At 64.9% G+C, this 15,261-nt stretch carries 14 protein-coding genes; 10 read left to right on the forward strand and 4 right to left on the reverse strand.

The annotated features are described in order from the left end of the window. Nucleotides 1–16 precede the first annotated feature (16 nt). The 6 genes from gsiB to DVB37_RS06280 all read left to right on the forward strand — a co-directional run bounded on the left by gsiB (nt 17) and on the right by DVB37_RS06280 (nt 7,433). Entirely contained in the window at nt 17–1,570 is a 1,554-nt protein-coding gene (gene gsiB / locus DVB37_RS06255; protein ID WP_046802639.1) for a glutathione ABC transporter substrate-binding protein GsiB, read from the forward strand. Nucleotides 1,571–1,659: 89 nt separating this feature from the next. Continuing rightward, nucleotides 1,660–2,580: a glutathione ABC transporter permease GsiC gene (gsiC, locus tag DVB37_RS06260; RefSeq protein ID WP_046802640.1), complete on the forward strand. Its 921-nt coding sequence runs from the start codon at nt 1,660–1,662 to the stop codon at nt 2,578–2,580. Between the two features lie 7 nt (nt 2,581–2,587). After that, nucleotides 2,588–3,487: a glutathione ABC transporter permease GsiD gene (gsiD, locus tag DVB37_RS06265; protein WP_046802641.1), complete on the forward strand. Its 900-nt coding sequence runs from the start codon at nt 2,588–2,590 to the stop codon at nt 3,485–3,487. Between the two features lie 175 nt (nt 3,488–3,662). Continuing rightward, entirely contained in the window at nt 3,663–4,757 is a 1,095-nt protein-coding gene (locus DVB37_RS06270; protein WP_120154322.1) for a P1 family peptidase, read from the forward strand. Between the two features lie 19 nt (nt 4,758–4,776). Then, nucleotides 4,777–5,622 carry a M55 family metallopeptidase gene (locus DVB37_RS06275; RefSeq protein WP_120154324.1) on the forward strand — a complete coding sequence of 282 codons (846 nt, stop codon included), beginning with the start codon at nt 4,777–4,779 and terminating at the stop codon, nt 5,620–5,622. Between the two features lie 14 nt (nt 5,623–5,636). After that, the gene (locus tag DVB37_RS06280; RefSeq protein ID WP_120154326.1) at nt 5,637–7,433 is read left to right on the forward strand and encodes an aminopeptidase P family protein; all 1,797 of its coding nucleotides are present in this window, start codon (nt 5,637–5,639) and stop codon (nt 7,431–7,433) included. 30 nt (nt 7,434–7,463) lie between these two features. Here the strand turns inward: DVB37_RS06280 and DVB37_RS06285 are convergent, their stop codons facing one another. After that, nucleotides 7,464–8,417 carry a hypothetical protein gene (locus DVB37_RS06285; protein ID WP_240434046.1) on the reverse strand — a complete coding sequence of 318 codons (954 nt, stop codon included), beginning with the start codon at nt 8,415–8,417 and terminating at the stop codon, nt 7,464–7,466. A 322-nt stretch (nt 8,418–8,739) separates the two neighbouring features. Between DVB37_RS06285 and DVB37_RS06290 the strand changes: the two genes are divergently transcribed. The 4 genes from DVB37_RS06290 (at nt 8,740) to ftsB (ending at nt 12,668) form a co-directional block, all read left to right on the forward strand. After that, nucleotides 8,740–10,392, forward strand: a complete 1,653-nt coding sequence (locus tag DVB37_RS06290) for a CTP synthase (RefSeq protein ID WP_046802645.1) — start codon at nt 8,740–8,742, stop codon at nt 10,390–10,392. Between the two features lie 203 nt (nt 10,393–10,595). Continuing rightward, nucleotides 10,596–10,880 carry a DUF1330 domain-containing protein gene (locus DVB37_RS06300; protein WP_046802646.1) on the forward strand — a complete coding sequence of 95 codons (285 nt, stop codon included), beginning with the start codon at nt 10,596–10,598 and terminating at the stop codon, nt 10,878–10,880. 4 nt (nt 10,881–10,884) lie between these two features. After that, on the forward strand, nt 10,885–12,171 hold the full coding sequence (eno, locus tag DVB37_RS06305; protein WP_046802647.1) for a phosphopyruvate hydratase: 1,287 nt from the start codon (nt 10,885–10,887) through the stop codon (nt 12,169–12,171). A 71-nt stretch (nt 12,172–12,242) separates the two neighbouring features. Then, nucleotides 12,243–12,668, forward strand: a complete 426-nt coding sequence (gene ftsB / locus DVB37_RS06310; RefSeq protein WP_046802648.1) for a cell division protein FtsB — start codon at nt 12,243–12,245, stop codon at nt 12,666–12,668. Between the two features lie 101 nt (nt 12,669–12,769). On the opposite strand, the gene DVB37_RS06315 is transcribed toward ftsB, so the two are convergent. From DVB37_RS06315 to DVB37_RS06325, 3 genes are all read right to left on the reverse strand, one after another. After that, entirely contained in the window at nt 12,770–13,501 is a 732-nt protein-coding gene (locus DVB37_RS06315; protein WP_120154330.1) for a TadE/TadG family type IV pilus assembly protein, read from the reverse strand. 89 nt (nt 13,502–13,590) lie between these two features. After that, nucleotides 13,591–14,520, reverse strand: a complete 930-nt coding sequence (gene hslO / locus DVB37_RS06320) for an Hsp33 family molecular chaperone HslO (protein WP_046802650.1) — start codon at nt 14,518–14,520, stop codon at nt 13,591–13,593. 73 nt (nt 14,521–14,593) lie between these two features. Further along, a complete protein-coding gene (locus tag DVB37_RS06325) occupies nt 14,594–15,115 on the reverse strand; it encodes a gamma carbonic anhydrase family protein (protein WP_006218111.1) in 522 nt (173 codons plus the stop codon). Between the last annotated feature and the right edge of the window lie 146 nt (nt 15,116–15,261).

Consider the following 15,261-nt stretch of genomic DNA (forward strand, 5'->3'; position numbering starts at 1 on the left):
GGAACCAGGAGTTGCAATGATGAAAGTTCTGCGCCCCACCAAGCTGATGGCCGCCGCCGCGGTGGCCTTCGGTGTGCTCACTTCGCCGTTGGCGCATGCTGCCAAGGACGTGACGTTTGCCGTCTCCATCGCACTGGAAACGCTTGATCCGTACAACACCAACAGCACGCTGAACCAGGCTGCCGGCAAGGCCTACTACGAAGGCCTGTTCGAATTCGACAAAGACCTGAAGGTCCAGAAGGTGCTGGCCACCGACTACACCGTCAGCGAAGACGGCCTGGTCTACACGTTCAAGCTGCGTCCCGGCGTGAAGTTCCACGACGGCACCGACTTCAATGCCGAAGCGGTCAAGATCAACTTCGATCGTCCGGCCAACCCGGAAAACCGCCTGTCGCGCTACATCCAGTTCAGCGTCATCGACAAGACCGAAGTGGTTGACCCGATGACCATCAAGATCACGTTGAAGAAGCCGTTCTCGGCCTTCATCAACGCGCTGGCCCACCCGGCCGCCATGATGATCTCGCCGGCCGCGCTGGCCAAGTACGGCAAGGAAATCGGTTTCCACCCGGTGGGCACCGGCCCGTTCGAATTCGTCGAATGGAAGCCGGCCGAATACCTGAAGGTCAAGAAGTTCGACGGCTACTGGAAGAAGGGATACCCCAAGGTCGACACGCTGACCTTCCGTACCGTGACCGACAACAACACCCGCGCCGCCGTGGTGCAGACGGGCGAAGCGCAGTTCGCTTTCCCGGTGCCGTTCGAACAAGCCGCCGTGCTCAAGAAGAACGACAAGCTGGACGTGGTCGATCACCAGAACTCGATCATGGCCCGCTACCTGTCGATGAACACGCAGCAAAAGCCGTTCGACAACGTCAAGGTGCGCGAAGCCATCAACTACGCCATCAACAAGGAAGCGCTGGCCAAGGTCGCCTTCTCGGGTTACGCCACCATCGTGGACGGCGTGGTGCCCAAGGGCGTGGACTTTGCCCACAAGACCGGCCCGTGGCCGTACGACATCAAGAAGGCCAAGGCGCTGCTGGCTGAAGCCGGCTACCCCAATGGCTTCGAAAGCACCCTGTGGTCCGCCTATAACGACGGCACCTCGGTGAAGGTGGTTCAGTTCCTGCAACAGCAGCTGGCGCAAGTCGGCATCAAGGTGCAGGTTGAAGTGCTGGAATCGGGTCAGCGCGTGCAGCGAGTGCAGCAAGTGCAGAAGCCGGAAGATGCCAAGGTTCGCATGTACTACGCCGGCTGGTCGTCCTCGACCGGTGAAGCCGACTGGGGCCTGCGTCCGCTGTTGACCACCGCCGCTTTCCCGCCGGTGCTGAACAACGTGTCGTACTACTCGAACAAGGCGGTGGACGACGGCGTTCAGGAAGCCTTGGCCACGACCGACCGCGCCAAGAAGACTGAAATCTACAAGGGCGTTCAGGAAACCATCTGGAAGGACGCCCCGTGGGCCTTCCTGGTGACCCAGAACAACCTGTACGTGAAGTCCAAGAACCTGTCGGGCGTGTACGTGGAACCGGACACCTCGTTCTGGTTCGGCGACATCGACCTGAAGCAGTAAACCTAGCAGTCACTCTTGGGGCCTTCGGGCCCTTGTAAGGCCACATACGGCGGGGGCGCGGTGTCCCCGCCGATGTTGCAGGAATTTCAATGCTGACCTACATCGTCAAACGTCTTCTGGGCATGATCCCCACGCTGCTGCTGGTAGCCGTGGTCGTGTTCCTGTTTGTGCACATGCTTCCGGGCGACCCGGCGCGACTGGCCGCGGGCCAGGAGGCCGACCAGCAAACCGTTGAGCTCGTGCGCAAGGAACTTGGGCTGGATCTGCCCCTGCCGCAGCAGTTCGTGCGCTACTTCAGCCACATGTTGCAAGGCGACCTGGGTACCTCGCTGCGTACCAAGCGCCCCGTCTCGACCGAGATTTCCGACCGTTTCATGCCCACGCTGTGGCTGACGCTTGCCAGCATGGTGTGGTCCGTGACCTTCGGCATGATCATCGGGATCGTGTCGGCGGTCTGGCGCAATCGCTGGCCTGACCGACTTGGCATGACGCTGGCGGTGTCGGGCATTTCGTTCCCCGCGTTCGCGCTGGGCATGATGCTGATGCAGGTGTTCTCCGTGAACCTGGGCTGGCTGCCGACCGTGGGCGCCTCGACCTGGCAACACTACATCCTGCCGTCCATCACGCTGGGCGCCGCGGTGGCTGCCGTGATGGCGCGCTTTACCCGCGCTTCGTTCGTGGAAGTCATCCAGGAAGACTTCGTGCGCACGGCGCGGGCCAAGGGCCTGACCGAGCGCCGCGTCGTCATCAAGCACGCGCTGCGCAACGCGCTGATTCCCGTAGTCACCATGATGGGCTTGCAGTTCGGCTTCTTGCTGGGCGGCTCGATCGTGGTGGAAACCGTCTTCAACTGGCCCGGCCTTGGCCGCCTGCTGGTTGATGCCGTGACCCAGCGGGACTATCCGGTGATCCAGGGCCTGGTGCTGCTGTTCTCGCTGGAATTCATTTTGATCAACCTGATTGTCGACGTGCTCTATGGCGTCATCAATCCCAGCATCCGTTACAAGTGAGGCGGCCATGAGCAATCCGACACCCGCCACGATGGTCGCCGCCGTTCCGAAGAACGACGTGCGTACGCCCGCCACCGAGTTCTGGCGCAAATTCAAGAAGCAGAAGCTGGCCGTGGGCGCGGGCATGTTCGTGCTGTTGCTGGTTGTGGTCGCGGCGTTTGCGCCGTGGATCGTGCCCTTCGACCCCGAGAATTTCTTCGACTACGACGCGCTTAACGCCGGCCCGTCGCTGACCCACTGGCTGGGCGTGGATTCGCTGGGCCGCGACATCTTCAGCCGCATTGTCATGGGCGCGCGGATCTCGCTGGCCGCGGGCTTCCTGTCGGTGGCCATGGGCGCCATCGTCGGCACCTTCATGGGCTTGATGGCCGGTTACTACGAAGGCTGGTGGGAACGCATCACGATGCGTATCTCGGACGTGCTGCTGGCGTTTCCGGGCATGCTGCTGGCGATTGGCGTGGTGGCCATCCTGGGTTCCAGCATGGTCAACGTGATCGTGGCCGTGGCCGTGTTCAGCGTGCCGGCGTTTGCCCGCTTGGTGCGCGGCAACACACTGTCGATCAAGCAGATGACATATGTCGAAGCCGTCAAGAGCGTGGGCGCGTCCGACTGGACGATCATCATGCGCCACATCCTGCCCGGCACGATCTCGCCGATCGTGGTGTACGGCACGATGCGTATCGGCACGTCGATCATCACCGCCGCCAGCCTGTCGTTCCTGGGCATGGGCGCATCGCCTCCGACGCCCGAGTGGGGCGCCATGCTGAACGAGGCGCGCGCCGACATGGTCATCGCTCCGCACGTGGCCATCTTCCCGGCCCTGGCGATCTTCCTGACGGTGTTGGCGTTCAACCTGCTGGGCGACGGCCTGCGCGACGCGCTCGATCCGAAGATCGACCGCAAGTGATACCCGCGGGTAAATAGGAAAGCCCTGCCGCCGGGCCGCCGGACTGCCGGGCCGCCGGACCGCCGGAGCGCCGGACCGCCCAAAGCGGTGCGGCGTGGGGCACTATCCGCGCCGTCGCCCCTTCCCGAAGGGCGGCGGCGTTTTGCATTAAGGAGCGTGGCAACACGCGGCAATCATGAACAAACAAGCGCTGGATATGCCCCGCATCGGCGTACTGCCGTCAGGGCCGCTGGATTCGATTTGCGACGTCGGCGACGTCACCGTCGGCCATCACACGCTGGCCGACGGCGCGCGGCAGACGGGCGTCACCGTCGTGCGCCCACATGCCCGCGACCCATTTCTGGACAAGGTTCCTGCCTCGGCAACCGTGCTGAACGGCTTTGGCAAAAGCACGGGCCTGGTTCAGGTACAAGAGCTGGGGGTGCTGGAAACCCCCATCGCGCTGACCAACACTTTTGGCGTGGGCACCGTCGCCAACGCGCAGATCCGCCAGGCCATCGCGGCCAACCCCGAGATCGGCCGCGGCATGGCCACCGTGAACCCGCTGGTGTTCGAATGCAATGACGGCTATTTGAACGACATCCAGGCGCTGGCCGTGCAGGAATCGCATTACGCCGACGCTTATGCCAGCGCCGCGAAATCGTTTGCGCAGGGGGCGGTAGGCGCCGGGCGCGGCATGTCGTGCTTCTCGTTCAAGGGGGGTATCGGCTCGGCGTCCCGCGTGGCGTCCATCCAGCCCGGCCTGCGTCACACCGTTGGCGCGCTGGTGCTGGCCAACTTCGGCCGCTTGCCCAACCTGACCGTGGCGGGCCGCCCGTTTGGGCGTCGTCTGGCCGACCAGCTGGACCAGGGCTTGGCACAGCAAGGCGAGAACGCCGCGATTGTGCCGGAGAAGGGCTCCATCATCTTGCTGCTGGCTACCGACGCGCCGCTGGACTCGCGCCAATTGCGCCGCTTGTCGCTGCGCGCGGGCGCGGGCCTGGCGCGCACCGGGTCCGTGTTCGGCCACGGCAGCGGCGACATCGCGCTGGCTTTTTCCACCGCGTACACCGTGCCGCAATTGGCCGAACAGCCGATGCCCGCCGTGGCGATGCTGCACGAAACCCGTATCGACCCCTTGTTCGAAGCCGCCGCCGAGGCCTGCGAACAAGCCATCATCGCCGCGCTGTGGCACGCCGACGCCGTGACCGGGCGCAGCGGCCATCACCGCGCGGCCATCCGCGACGCAGCGCCGCAGTGGCGCCAATGGCTGTCCGACTCCGCATTCTGAATCCTTGAAGGCTGACCCCATGAAGATCCTGATTTCCACCGATATCGAAGGCGTCGCCGGCGTCTTTCACGCCGAGCAAGTCCGCGCCGGCAATGGCGAATACGAGCGCGCTCGCGCCTGGATGACCGCCGAGGCCAACGCGGCCGTGCAAGGCGCCATTGCTGGTGGCGCCGAAGAAATCCTGGTCAACGATTCGCACGGGGGGTTTCGCAACCTGCTGCCCGATGGCCTGGACGAACGCGCGCGCCTGGTGCTGGGCAAGCCGCGCTACCTGGGCATGATGGGCGGCTTGGAAGAGGGCTGCGATGCCGTCTTCATGATCGGCTACCACTCGCGTTCGCAAGGGCGCGGCATCCTGGCGCACACGATCAACAGCTTTGCCTTCGCGCGCGTGCTGATCAACGGCATGGAGCTGGGCGAAGCGGGCCTGTACGGCGCGCTGGCCGGCGAAATGGGCGTGCCCGTGATCCTGGGCACGGGCGACGACGTGTTCATCGCGGAAACGCGCGACACGTTCCCCGGCGCTGAATGGGTGCAGACCAAAGTGGCGCACGGCCAGGGCAGCGGCGTGACCTTGTCGCCCGCCGCCTCGCGCCGCGCCATCGCCGCCGCGGCCGAAACCGCGGTGCGCAAGCTCAAGGGCAAGGCCACTTCCGCCGCCGATCCGAAACCCGTTCCTTTCCGCATTCTCGCCCCTATAGAATGCCGGTTGCAGACACAGAGCGCGGCGCTGGCCGACCTGTTCTGCATGTGGCCCACGCTGGAACGCGTGGACGGCGTCACCGTGCGATTCAACGTGGATAGCATGCAGTCGGCCGTCCGCACGTTGAACAGCCTGGCCGCCATGTCTTTCATGTTGCGCTAAGGATCCCATCCCCCATGTCTAGCACCGACGCCCGTATCGCCCAACTGCGGCAGGCCATGAGCCGCCGCGGCCTGTCCGCCTATATCGTCCCGTCCTCGGACCCGCACCTGTCCGAGTATCTGCCGGCACGCTGGCAAGGGCGGCGCTGGCTGTCGGGCTTCACGGGGTCGGTTGGCACGCTGGTCGTCACGGCGGACTTTGCCGGCCTGTGGGTGGACAGCCGCTACTGGGTGCAGGCCGAGACGCAACTGGCCGGCACCGGCGTGCAGTTGATGAAGATTGCGCTGGCGTCCACGCCCGGCCATGTCGACTGGCTGGCCGCCAACACCCGCGCGGGCGACGTCATCGGCGTGGACGGCCAGGTGCTGGGCCTGGGCGCCTTCCGTTCCTTGTCGGCCGCTGCCGCCAAGTCCGGCGCCACGCTGGAAATCCGCATAGACCTGCTGGACGACATCTGGACCGACCGCGCCGGCCTGCCCGACGCAAGGATCTATGAGCACGTCGCGCCCGAAGCCTGCGTGACTCGCGCCGACAAGCTGGCGCAAGTGCGCGACGCCATGCGCGAGCACGGCGCCGATGTGCATTTCATCTGCACGGTGGACGACATTGCCTGGCTGCTGAACCTGCGTGGCGCGGACGTGGACTACAACCCGGTGTTCGTTGGCCATGCGCTGATCGGCCTGGACCACGCCACGCTGTTCGTGGCGGACGGCAAGATCGACGACGCCCTGCGCGCCACGCTGGCCGCCGATGGCGTCGAAGTGGCGGGCTATGCGCAAGCCGCCGACGCCTTGGCCTCGCTGGAACTGGACCAGACCTTGCTGATCGATCCGGCGCGTGTGACCTGCGGCGTGTTCCACGCCATGGATCCCGCCGTGCCGCGCATTGAAGCAATCAACCCGTCCACCTTGCTCAAGTCGCGCAAGACGGATGCCGAACTGGCCCATGTGCGCCAGGCGATGGCGCAAGACGGCGCCGCATTGTGTGAATTCTTTTCCTGGTTTGAAGGCGCGCTGGGCAAGGAAACCATTACCGAACTGACGATCGACGAGCAGATCACCGCCGCCCGCGCCCGCCGCCCGGCCTACGTCTGCCCCAGCTTTGCCACCATCGCCGGCTTCAACGCCAACGGCGCCATGCCGCATTACCGCGCCACGCCGCAATCGCATGCCACCATCGAAGGCGATGGCCTGTTGCTGATCGATTCGGGCGGCCAGTACCTGGGCGGCACCACCGACATCACGCGCGTGGTCGCGGTGGGCACGCCCAGCGCCGATCAGAAAGTGGACTTCACGCTGGTGCTCAAGGGCATGATCGCGTTGTCGCGCGCGTCGTTCCCGCGCGGCACGCCGTCGCCCATGCTGGACGCCATTGCGCGCGCGCCCATCTGGGAAGGCGGGGCGGAATACGGCCATGGCACCGGTCACGGCGTGGGCTATTTCCTGAACGTGCACGAAGGCCCGCAAGTGATCTCGTACCGCGCCATGCCGGGCCCGCACACCGCGATGGAGCCGGGCATGATCACGTCGAACGAACCCGGTATCTATCGCCCGCGCCGTTGGGGCGTGCGCATTGAAAACCTGGTTGCCAACCGCAGCTGGCTGACGTCGGAATTGGGCGAATTCCTGTGCTTTGAAACGCTGACGCTATGCCCGATCGACACGCGCTGCATCGAGGTGTCGCTGATGCGCGCCGACGAAATCGCGTGGCTGAACGACTATCACAAGACGGTGTTCGAGCGACTGTCGCCGCTGGTGCAAGGCGAGGCCCTGGCCTGGCTTGAACGCAGCACCGCGCCGATCAGCGCATAGGACGGTCGCCAGGCGGGGCTGCGACAACGCTCAGGCCGACTTCGCCGCCTGCCTGGCGCCCCAGTACAGCGCCAGGGCGCCGGCCATGCACCCCATCACCAGCAGCGCGGCGTAGATTGCCAGCACGGCGGCGCTTGCCGAATAAGACTGTGCGGCGCGCATCATCTGGCTCCATGTCATGGCGTTGACGGCCAGATAGGCCAGGCCGATGCCGGCCGCCTGCGCCAGCCAGAAGGCCAGGCTGCCATGGGCCACCGCGCGCCCCATCCGGGCGCGGCCGATGTGGCGCGGCAAAGCCTTCAGGCACGTGACGACGCACAGCGCAAGCAGCAGCGCGGGCAGCACCATGTAGCCCGACACGAAGGCCGTCCAACCGGCATCCAGAAACATCATTTGCAGGTAACCGCCCGCGGCGATCGATACGGTCAACTGCCAGGCCAGCATGGACAACCCGGCGATCCAGGCCGCATGCCGCCGACCGTAGGCGGGTGCGCCCGGCGCGCCCTTGCGTTGCACGGTCCAGGCAGCGATGCGCACGACCAGGCACATGCCGACGATTTCCAGCACGATATTCACGACGCGAAACAGCAGGGCCATGGTCAGGAACTGGCCGGTCAGCTCGAGGCCGAACTGCTGGGTCAGCGCGCCGCGGTTCTCCATGACGAAGTGCATGCCCACGTTGTGCAGGTAGGCGGTGGCGGCCGACACCATCAAGGTGTAGATCAGCTGCAAGGCGATGAAGGTGCCGAACAGCTTGCGCGGCTCGTCCACCGCCGTGGTGTTGTGGCGGCGCAGCCAGCCGTGCATCGTGCCCCACACGGTCAACCCGACCATGACGGCGGACGCCAGGATGTTGGTCAGCAGCGGCATCAGGTATTGCGGCTGGCTGTACATCTCGCGCATTTGGTCGAATTGCGGCAAGGCCAGCATGGTGTAGCCCTGCACCAGCGCACCATAAGCCAGGCGCACGATGACGGCGGTCAACGCCAGGCACCAGGCAAGCGAAGCGCGGCCATGGGTCGAAGCAGGGGCCGCGGGAGGGGATGCCGGGGAAGGCGAAGCGGATGCGGGAAACGTGGAAGGGGTCATCGACGGTGGCGGAAGGTTGAGAAAAGCGGGGTCGAAAATTAGGGATCGAACATATCACGGCGCCTTCGGGCCACGTGAATGCGGCGCGCCAGGGGCGGGCATTTGAGTGCTGCCAAATGTTACGCGTCATCGCTAGGGGAAAACCCAAATAACTTCCGCCTCCCGGCTATAATCCAAATTTCCCGCACGCGCCCGCTCGTCCCGGGTGCTCATTACGATGACCAAATACGTATTTGTCACCGGCGGAGTGGTGTCTTCCCTGGGCAAGGGCATCGCCGCTGCGTCGCTCGCCGCCATTCTCGAGTCGCGTGGTTTGCAGGTCACCATGCTGAAGCTCGATCCGTACATCAACGTCGATCCGGGCACGATGAGCCCCTTCCAGCACGGAGAAGTGTTCGTCACGGAAGACGGCGCCGAAACCGATCTGGACTTGGGCCACTACGAGCGTTTCATTTCCGCTCGCATGCACAAGGTGAACAACTTCACCACCGGGCAGATCTACGAATCGGTGCTGCGCAAGGAACGGCGTGGCGACTACCTGGGCAAAACTGTCCAGGTGATTCCGCACATCACCAACGAAATCCAGGACTTCATCGCCCGTGGCGCCGAAGCGGGCTGGAACGGCAACACGGACGTCGCCATCGTCGAAATCGGCGGCACCGTGGGCGACATCGAGTCCCTGCCTTTCCTGGAAGCCGCGCGCCAGATGAGCCTGCGCATGGGCCGCAACAACGCGGCCTTCGTGCACCTGACCCTGGTGCCGTTCATCGCTTCCGCCGGCGAACTCAAGACCAAGCCTACGCAGCATTCGGTCCAGAAGCTGCGCGAAATCGGTATCTACCCGAACGCGCTGCTGTGCCGCGCCGACCGTCCCATCCCGGACGACGAGCGCGCCAAGATCTCGATGTTCTCGAACGTGCCGCTGGACGCCGTCATCTCCGTCTGGGATGCCGATTCCATCTACAAGATTCCCGCCATGCTGCACAAGCAAGGCGTGGACAACATCGTCTGCGAAGCGCTGGGCCTGACCCCGCCGCCGGCTGATCTGTCCATGTGGGACAACCTGGTCGAAGCGCTGGAGCACCCGCAGCACCAGTTGACGATCGGCATGGTCGGCAAGTACGTCGACCTGACCGAATCGTACAAGTCGCTGACGGAAGCGCTGGTTCACGCCGGCATCCACACGCGCTCGAAGATCAACATCGAATACATCGATTCGGAAGACATCGAAACCCGCGGCACCGACCAACTGAAGCATCTGGACGCCATTCTGGTCCCGGGCGGCTTCGGCAAGCGCGGCACCGAAGGCAAGATCGCCGCGATCCGCTACGCCCGTGAAAACGGCGTGCCGTATCTGGGCATCTGCCTGGGCATGCAACTGGCCGTCATCGAGTTCGCGCGCCACGTCGCCGGCCTGGGCGGCGCCAACAGCACGGAATTCGACCCGTCGGCGCCCCATCCGGTGGTGGCACTGATCACCGAATGGATGGACCGCGAAGGCAAGGTCGAAAAGCGCGACAACTCGTCCGACCTGGGCGGCACCATGCGCAAGGGCGCGCAGCGCGTGCCGATCAAGCCGGGCACCCGCGCGCAGACCATCTACGGCGACGAAGTGAACGAGCGTCACCGTCACCGCTACGAGGTCAACAACGTCTACGTGCCGCGACTGGAAGAGTCCGGCATGGTGATCAGCGCCCGCACGCCGACCGAAAACCTGCCGGAAATGATGGAATTGCCCGACCACCCGTGGTTCGTGGGCGTGCAGTTCCACCCGGAGTTCACGTCGACCCCGCGTGATGGCCACCCGTTGTTCTCCAGCTATATCCGCGCCGCCATCGAGCAGAAGTCTCGTCGCGGTCAGGAGGCGTAATGCCGGTTCGCGGTCTCGAGTTCCGTAAGCGGATCCTCGGGGCCGCGGCCCATTTCTCCAGCGCCGCACTAGGCGGCGGCGCTTCTTTCGGATACAACCAATTAGCATCGGACAGGTGTCGCCAGGCCGCTTTGCGCGACACTGGCGGCTTTGCCGTATCCGGCGCCCACCCCCTTTCAACGCCACTGCTCTGAAGGAACCCCATGAGTGCTTACATCATCGCCGAAGTCACGGTGACCAAGCCCGCGCAATACGAGGACTACAAGCGTCTGTCCACGCTCGCCATGCGCGCGTACGATGCCAAGGTCCTGGTGCGGGGCGGTGAGACCAAGCACCTTGAGGGCCGTAAGCCTGGCCGCACCGTCGTCATGGAATTTCCGTCGATGACCGCCGCCCAGGCCTTCTACGACTCCTGGCAGTACCGCCGTGCCCGCAACGCCCGCGAGGGCGCGGCCGTCATGAATATGTTTATCGTTCAGGGAATGTAAAGTCATGAGTGCAATCGTCGACATCATCGGCCGCGAGATTCTGGATTCGCGCGGCAACCCCACCGTGGAATGCGATGTGCTGCTGGAATCCGGCGCCATGGGCCGTGCGGCCGTGCCGTCCGGCGCATCCACCGGCGCCCGCGAAGCCATCGAGCTGCGCGACGGGGACAAGAGCCGTTATCTGGGCAAGGGCGTGCTGCGCGCCGTTGAGAACCTGAATACGGAAATCTCCGAAGCCTTGATGGGCCTGGACGCCCAGGAACAGACCTTCGTCGATCGCACCTTGATCGAGCTGGACGGCACCGAGTCCAAGGAACGCCTGGGCGCCAACGCGATCCTGGCGGCCAGCATGGCCGTGGCCCGCGCCGCCGCCGACGAATCGGGCCTGTCGCTGTACCGCTATTTCGGCGGCAGCGGCCCCATGAGCATGCCCGTGCCGATGATGAACGTCATCAACGGCGGCGCGCACGCGAACAACACGCTGGACCTGCAAGAACTGATGATTCTGCCGGTGGGCGCGGGCAGCTTCCGCGAAGCCCTGCGTTGGGGCGCTGAAGTCTTCCACATGCTGAAAAAGCTGATCCACGGCCAGGGCATGTCCACGGCCGTTGGCGACGAAGGCGGCTTTGCCCCCAACGTCCCCAGCCATGAAGCCGCCATCCAGCTGATCCTGAAGGCCATCACCGAAGCCGGCTACGAGCCGGGCACGCAGATCGCCCTGGGCCTGGATTGCGCCAGCTCGGAGTTCTACCGCGACGGCAAGTACACGCTGGCCGGCGAAGGCGGCATCTCGCTGTCCTCGCAGGAATTCACCAACCTGCTGGCCACCTGGTGCGACAAGTACCCCATCATCTCGATCGAAGACGGCATGGCCGAAAACGATTGGGACGGCTGGAAGTTGTTGACCGACCAGTTGGGCAAGAAGGTGCAATTGGTGGGCGACGACCTGTTCGTCACCAACACCAAGATTCTGCGTGAAGGCATCCAGAAGGGCGTGGCCAACTCGATCCTCATCAAGATCAACCAGATCGGCACGCTGACCGAAACCTTCGCCGCCATCGAAATGGCCAAGCGCGCCGGCTACACCGCCGTCGTGTCGCACCGTTCGGGCGAAACCGAAGATTCCACCATCGCCGACATCGCCGTGGCGACCAACGCCATGCAGATCAAGACGGGTTCGCTGTCCCGTTCGGATCGCATGTCCAAGTACAACCAGCTGCTGCGTATCGAAGAAGAGCTGGCTGAAGTGGCGTCGTATCCTGGCCTGGAAGCTTTCTACAACCTGCGTTGATGGGAAGCGCGATGGCGACGCCCGGCGCCGCCATCGCATCCGCGCCACGACTGCTCTGAGGGTTCTCGCGTATGCGCCTGTTGTTCCTGGTGCTGTTCGTGCTGGTAGGCTTGATCCAATACCCGCTTTGGCTGGGTAAGGGCGGCTGGTTCAAGGTCTGGGATTTGCAACGCCAAGTGGCCGAGCAGCGCGAGACCAACGAAGGCCTGCGCGCGCGTAATGCCGCGCTGGAAGCCGAAGTGCGAGACCTTGAAGGCGGCTCTGGCGCCATTGAAGAGCGCGCCCGCGGCGAGTTGGGCATGATGCGCGACGGTGAAGTGTTCGTTCACATCCTGCCGCAGAATGCGCAGCCGCCCGCCGGTGGCGCCACGCTGGCGACCGACGCGGCCACCAAGCCCGCCACGCCGGCACGCACCAGCGCCCCGGCAGCCAAGCCGCCGGCTGCTCGCGCCACACCCGCCGCCGCACCGAAGCCTGCCAACAGCACGCGTCAGTAAGCTTGCGGCGGCCGGCAACGGCTTGCTGGTCGTTGACAGCTGATCGCCGGTAACTCATAGCCGCTAACTCATGGCCGCTAACTTATAGCCGATGCCCCGCGTCAATCGCAGCGGGCATCGCGGCATGCTCCCATCACGATTTCCGCCGGCCTTGGCCGCGCGCCCGTCCAATCGACCGGGTGCGTGTGCATCTCCATTTCCAGTTCAACGTGAATCGGCAACAACCCATGCCTGCGAGCCATGCCCGCATAGCTGGCGTCGTTGCGCCCCAGCGCGGCGAGCACCGCTCGTACGGGGAACAGCCAAGGCTTGTACAGATAAGTCAGCCGCAGCTTCAGGGTGTTGGCGTCGAAGATGGTGGCCGCGCCGGGGCGCGGCGGTCGCCTGGCGTGCTGCAAGTCCTGGTAGTCGTTATCGATGGCGCGTCGACCGGGCGCGGCCGGGACGGCCAGGTCCTTGCGGCCATGGTCGCGGAACATCCTGACATTGGGCTGCAAGACTTCGATTCGCCACGCGCCAAGGCCCGTGCCCGCCGAGGCGTCGGCATGTGCGCGCGCCAGCCTGCGCCTCGCACCGGCTTCGCCGTCGGCGCCGGCATGCAGGGCCAGCAAGCCTTGAATGAAGGCATCGCGCATAGGGGCCGGTTGCGCATGGGCCGTGGCGCCGGCGCGCGCGGCTTCCATCAGCGCGACGTGCGCCATTTGGCGCACGGCTTGCCAGCGTGCTGCTTCAATGCCCAGCAGGCCCATCAGCAACACCATGGCGCCCGCCACGGCGAATTCAATGGCGGCGGCGCCCCGCTGGCGCGAGGCGGCAAAGAAAAAGGCGGTCATGGCTGCGCAGTGTGGCGCGGGCATGACCGCCTGTCGATACGGACAATCCGAGGTGATGAAAATGTCCCGCAGGGCGGGACGCGGCGCTATCAGTGCACCGTGGGCGGCGCGTCGTCGGCGGCAGGCTGGTTGGGCGAGAACAACGTGGCGCAATCCACGGCGTCGAACTTATAGGGCTTGCCACAGAAGTCGCATGACACATCCACCTGGCCGCGCTCGGCCAGGACGCTGTTGACCTCTTCTTCGCCCAGCGAACGCAGCATGCTGGCGACGCGCTCGCGCGTGCAAGGGCAATGCCAGCGCACGGGCGCCGGGTCGAACGCCAGCAAGGTGTCTTCCCAGAACAGGCGATGGATCAAGGTGTCGATGTCGGCTTCCAGCACTTCGTCGCGCTTGAGCGTGCTGGCCAGGGCGACCACACGGTCCCAGGTTTCGGCGGCGGCTTGCTCGGTCAACAGTGGGGCGTCGGTGCCACCATGGAACGGCAGGCGTTGCACCAGCATGCCGGCGGCGTTGTCGGCATCGGCGGCCAGCCACAAGCGCGTGTCCAGCTGTTCGGAGGCCTTCATGTAGTGTTGCAGCGCTTCTGCCACCGTGTCGCCTTCCAGCGGCACAATGCCCTGGTAGGTTTGCTGGCCCGGCAGCTTGCGCTGCGGGTCCAGCACGACGATGAAGCGGCCGTTGCCGCCCGGGTTCAGCAGGCTTTGCATGGTGCCATCGGACGGCACTTCGTGGCCTTCGCGCACTTTGACGGTGGCGCGCAGGCTCAGGTCCGAACGGCATTCCACCACCAGCAGGGCGATGGGGCCGTCGCCCTGGATCTGAAGCACCAGCGAGCCATCGAATTTGATGTTGGCGGCAAGCAGGGTAGAGGCCGCCACCAATTCGCCCAGCAGATGGGTGATGGCGGGCGGGTAGTCGTGGTTGGCCTGGACGGCCTTCCAGGTCGCGTCCAGGCGGACGGCCTGGATGCGGACGCTGCGGTCTTCGGTAAGGTATTTTTTGAGCTGATCGGTCATGGGGGAATGTTAGCCGATCAGGCCACCCAATTCCCCCTGCTGCCAGCAGGGCTACGGCAACTGCCCCGGGCGCTCACGCCAGGCGCTTGAGGGCCGTCTTGTAGTGTTGGCCGCGCGCCACGTAATGGGCGGTGTTCTTGTGCAGATTGGCGATTTCTTCTTCGGACAGTTCGCGCACGATCTTGCCGATGCCGATCACCAATGAGTTGTCGGGAATGACGCGGTCTTCCGGGATGATGGCGCCGGCGCCGATCAGGCAGTTGCGCCCGATCACCGCGTTGTTCAGCACGATGGCCTGCATGCCCACCAGCGCGCCTTCGTGGATGGTGCAGCCGTGCAACATGGCCTGATGGCCCACAGTGACATTCGGGCCGATGGTCATGGGACAGCCGCTATCGACGTGCAGGACGCTGGATTCCTGGATATTGGTGCCATGGCGGATCAGGATGGCGTCGTTGTCGCCCCGGATCGACACGTGCGACCAGATGCTGACGCCGGCTTCCAGCGTGACATTGCCGATGATGTCGGCGCTGTCGGCGACATAGGCGGCGGGGTCGATGCGGGGGATCAGGTCGTCAAGCTGGTAGATGGGCATTGCCTAGGTTTCCGATAATTTTTCAGGGCCCGCAGGGGCAGGCGCGACGTTCTCGGCGGGTGCGGCGGCGTCGGCATGGCCGGGCGTGGCGGCGGGCGAGGGTGGTGGCGTGGGCGATTTCGGCACGGCGGCGGGCGTGGCGGGCG

It is taken from the genome of Achromobacter sp. B7 (genome assembly GCF_003600685.1).
Lineage (GTDB): Bacteria > Pseudomonadota > Gammaproteobacteria > Burkholderiales > Burkholderiaceae_B > Achromobacter > Achromobacter spanius_B.

What these genes read in the sequence shown, in the direction of transcription:
- hslO (WP_046802650.1), bottom strand. Translation starts at nt 14,520, where the DNA reads ATGACCGATCAGCTCAAAAAATACCTTACCGAAGACCGCAGCGTCCGC.
- DVB37_RS06290 (WP_046802645.1), top strand. Translation starts at nt 8,740, where the DNA reads ATGACCAAATACGTATTTGTCACCGGCGGAGTGGTGTCTTCCCTGGGC.
- ftsB (WP_046802648.1), top strand. Translation starts at nt 12,243, where the DNA reads ATGCGCCTGTTGTTCCTGGTGCTGTTCGTGCTGGTAGGCTTGATCCAA.
- gsiC (WP_046802640.1), top strand. Translation starts at nt 1,660, where the DNA reads ATGCTGACCTACATCGTCAAACGTCTTCTGGGCATGATCCCCACGCTG.
- gsiB (WP_046802639.1), top strand. Translation starts at nt 17, where the DNA reads ATGATGAAAGTTCTGCGCCCCACCAAGCTGATGGCCGCCGCCGCGGTG.
- DVB37_RS06280 (WP_120154326.1), top strand. Translation starts at nt 5,637, where the DNA reads ATGTCTAGCACCGACGCCCGTATCGCCCAACTGCGGCAGGCCATGAGC.
- eno (WP_046802647.1), top strand. Translation starts at nt 10,885, where the DNA reads ATGAGTGCAATCGTCGACATCATCGGCCGCGAGATTCTGGATTCGCGC.
- DVB37_RS06315 (WP_120154330.1), bottom strand. Translation starts at nt 13,501, where the DNA reads ATGACCGCCTTTTTCTTTGCCGCCTCGCGCCAGCGGGGCGCCGCCGCC.
- gsiD (WP_046802641.1), top strand. Translation starts at nt 2,588, where the DNA reads ATGAGCAATCCGACACCCGCCACGATGGTCGCCGCCGTTCCGAAGAAC.
- DVB37_RS06270 (WP_120154322.1), top strand. Translation starts at nt 3,663, where the DNA reads ATGAACAAACAAGCGCTGGATATGCCCCGCATCGGCGTACTGCCGTCA.
- DVB37_RS06300 (WP_046802646.1), top strand. Translation starts at nt 10,596, where the DNA reads ATGAGTGCTTACATCATCGCCGAAGTCACGGTGACCAAGCCCGCGCAA.
- DVB37_RS06275 (WP_120154324.1), top strand. Translation starts at nt 4,777, where the DNA reads ATGAAGATCCTGATTTCCACCGATATCGAAGGCGTCGCCGGCGTCTTT.
- DVB37_RS06325 (WP_006218111.1), bottom strand. Translation starts at nt 15,115, where the DNA reads ATGCCCATCTACCAGCTTGACGACCTGATCCCCCGCATCGACCCCGCC.